Annotated in this window: 3 protein-coding genes; all 3 read left to right on the top strand. The window is 74.1% G+C overall.

The genetic code is table 11. From position 1 onward, the window contains the following. Window positions 1-162: 162 nt before the first annotated feature. The 3 genes from ACFV6D_RS38705 to ACFV6D_RS38715 all read left to right on the top strand — a co-directional run bounded on the left by ACFV6D_RS38705 (window position 163) and on the right by ACFV6D_RS38715 (window position 2,509). Window positions 163-342, top strand: coding sequence for a DUF6104 family protein (locus ACFV6D_RS38705; protein ID WP_063347844.1), 180 nt, complete (start codon window positions 163-165; stop codon window positions 340-342). A gap of 225 nt (window positions 343-567) precedes the next feature. Then, window positions 568-1,476 carry a DUF4097 family beta strand repeat-containing protein gene (locus tag ACFV6D_RS38710; RefSeq protein ID WP_063347845.1) on the top strand — a complete coding sequence of 303 codons (909 nt, stop codon included), beginning with the start codon at window positions 568-570 and terminating at the stop codon, window positions 1,474-1,476. 1 nt (window position 1,477) lies between these two features. Continuing rightward, window positions 1,478-2,509, top strand: coding sequence for a PadR family transcriptional regulator (locus tag ACFV6D_RS38715; RefSeq protein ID WP_380563425.1), 1,032 nt, complete (start codon window positions 1,478-1,480; stop codon window positions 2,507-2,509). The last annotated feature ends 160 nt before the right edge of the window (window positions 2,510-2,669 follow it).

Here is a 2,669-nt window from a genome sequence, read left to right on the forward strand (position 1 = left end):
CTCGGGGGCCTAATCTATGTTATCTCGACGTTGGGCCCCGCGCCGCCCCCGGCGGGTGGCCCCCCCCCCCCCCGGCCCCCGCCCCCCCCGGGGGGGGGGGGGGGCCGCGGGCGTCCCCGACTATCCTGACCAGGTCAATCCCCATCGGACCGGAGTGAACCCGTGTACTTCACCGACCGCGGCATCGAGGAGCTGCAGAACCGGCGCGGCGACGAGGAGGTCACCTTCGAGTGGCTGGCCGAGCGACTGCGCGAGTTCGTCGACCTCAACCCGGACTTCGAGATCCCCGTCGAGCGGCTGGCCACCTGGCTGGCCCGGCTCGACGACGAGGACGACGAGTGACCGGTGCGGTGCCGTTGCACTGAACCGCTGATGAGGGGCCCGGGAGGCGATCGCCTGCCGGGCCCCTCACGTATCCGCGCCCGCCCGTAGGGGGCGCCTCGGGGGCCGCTCCGGGGCGGCTCAGGGGCGGGATCCGGGACGGCACGCTTGACTTGCGCGTCACGCGATATATCGTCTTTAAAAGAGAACGCGATACATCGCGATCGGCAACGGGAGGCGGCAGAGATGAGCCAGTGGACGGTCGAGGGACCCGAGAGGATCACCATCGACGAGACGGTCCGGGCGCTGCACGTGCGGATCATCGAGGGCACGGTGAACGTGGTGGCGGCCGAGGGCCCGGCCCGCCTGGAGGTCACCGAGCTCCAGGGCGAGCCGCTGCACGTGACCCTGGTGGACGGCGTCCTGACGGTCACCTACAAGGACATCAACAGCTGGGGCGAGTTCGGCGACCGGCTCAAGTCGGTCGACGCGGTCAAGGGCTTCTTCAGCTCCTTCAAGCGCAAGCGGGTCGCCGGCGTCACCCTGACCGTCCCGGCCGACGCCGAGGTCAAGGTCGGCACCGTCTCGGCCGACGCCACCGTCTCCGGGATCACCGGGCACGTCTCGGTGCAGAGCGCCAGCGGCGACGCCACCCTGGTCGGCCTGACCGGCCGCACCGAGGCCAACACCGTCACCGGCGACGTCGACGCCCAGTCGGTGGCCGGCCAGCTCAAGGTCAACACCGTCTCCGGCCAGCTCACCGTCGTCGCCGGCACCGCCGACCGGGTCCAGGCCAACGCCGTCACCGGCGCCGTCACCCTGGACCTCGACGTCGCCAGCCCGGCCGACGTCAAGGTCACCACCGTCAGCGGCCCGGTCGTCATCCGGATCCCCTCGCTGGCCGACGCCAAGGTCGAGGCCGGCTCCACCAGCGGCGACATCTCCAGCACCTTCGACGGCCTCAAGCTCAGCGGCAGCTGGGGCGCCAAGCGCCTGTCCGGCCAGCTCGGCGACGGCCGGGGCAGCCTCGCCGTGACCACCGTCTCCGGCGGCGTCACCGTGCTGCGCCGCCCCGACCCCGAGGACGAGTCGCCGGTGGTCGTCAAGGAGCTCCCGGCCGGACTCGGCAAGCCCGACCTCACCAAGGAGGCGTGAGATGACGCCCGTGTTCGGCCACGGCCGGCTCCGGCTCTACCTGCTGAAGCTGCTCGACGAGGCCCCGCGGCACGGCTACGAGGTGATCCGCCTGCTGGAGGAGCGCTTCCAGGGCCTGTACGCGCCCTCCGCCGGGACGGTCTACCCCCGGCTCGCCAAGCTGGAGCAGGAGGGCCTGGTCGCCCACAACACCGAGGGCGGCCGCAAGGTCTACCGGCTGACCGACGCAGGGCGTGCCGAACTGGAAGCCCGCCAGGGCGAGTTGGACGACCTGGAAGTGGAGATCCACGACTCCGTGGCGCAGTTGGCCGGGGCGATCCGCGAGGACGTCCGGGACAGCGCCAAGGACCTGCGCGAGGAGCTGTGGCAGGCCGCCCGGCAGGCCCCCCGGCCGGACCGCGCCGAGGGCGGGGACCCGTGGTCCGGCCCGTGGGGCGACAACGAGTCCTGGCAGCGCGCCAAGGAGGAGTTCGCCCAGTTCAAGCGGCAGGCCAAGGACCAGGCCAAGCGCGCCCGGGAGCAGGAGAAGGCCGCCAAGGCCAAGGCGAAGGCCGCCGAGGAGGAGGCCCGCAGGCTGCGCGAGCAGGCCAAGGCCTCGCGGACGGCCGCGCAGCAGGAGGCGCTGCGGATCAAGCGCCGGGTCGAGCAGCAGGTGCGCGAGCACGCCGCGAAGGGCGACTGGCCGACCGGCCTGGCCGAGGGCCTGGCCGAGCTGACCAAGGGCCTGTCCGGGCTGGCCGACGCGGCCCGCTGGGGCCATCCGGCCGACGGGGCGGCCGAGGAGGTCACCGTCACCCGGATCGACCTGGACAAGGACGAGCCGACCACCCCGACCGCCCCGGCCGACCTGCCGCCGTGGGCGCGGACCGACCCGGCCGGCGACCCGGCCCGCGAACTGGAGCGGCTGCTCGACCGCTTCCGCGACCAGGTCCGCGACGCGGCCCGGGACGGCGGCGTGAGCACCGACAAGCTGGCCGAGGCCCGCTCGGTGCTGGGCGCGGCCGGCGAGCGGCTGAAGCGCCTTCTCGGCTGACCGGCAGGCCGCCGGACCACCGGACCACCACCGGCCCGGCACGCTCGGCGGGGCCGGGGCGGCCCGGGCCCGCGACCCCGGCCCCCCCGCACCCCGGCCCGGCCGACGACCGGCAGGCCCTGGCGGAGCGGATCGCCCCGCTGCTCGCCGGCGAGGTCAT

Source organism: Kitasatospora sp. NPDC059812 (genome assembly GCF_042732075.1).
In the GTDB taxonomy this organism is placed as follows: domain Bacteria; phylum Actinomycetota; class Actinomycetes; order Streptomycetales; family Streptomycetaceae; genus Kitasatospora.

Excerpts from the sequence above, each read along its gene's own strand:
- ACFV6D_RS38710 (WP_063347845.1), top strand. The coding sequence starts at position 568 with ATGAGCCAGTGGACGGTCGAGGGACCCGAGAGGATCACCATCGACGAG.
- ACFV6D_RS38715 (WP_380563425.1), top strand. The coding sequence starts at position 1,478 with ATGACGCCCGTGTTCGGCCACGGCCGGCTCCGGCTCTACCTGCTGAAG.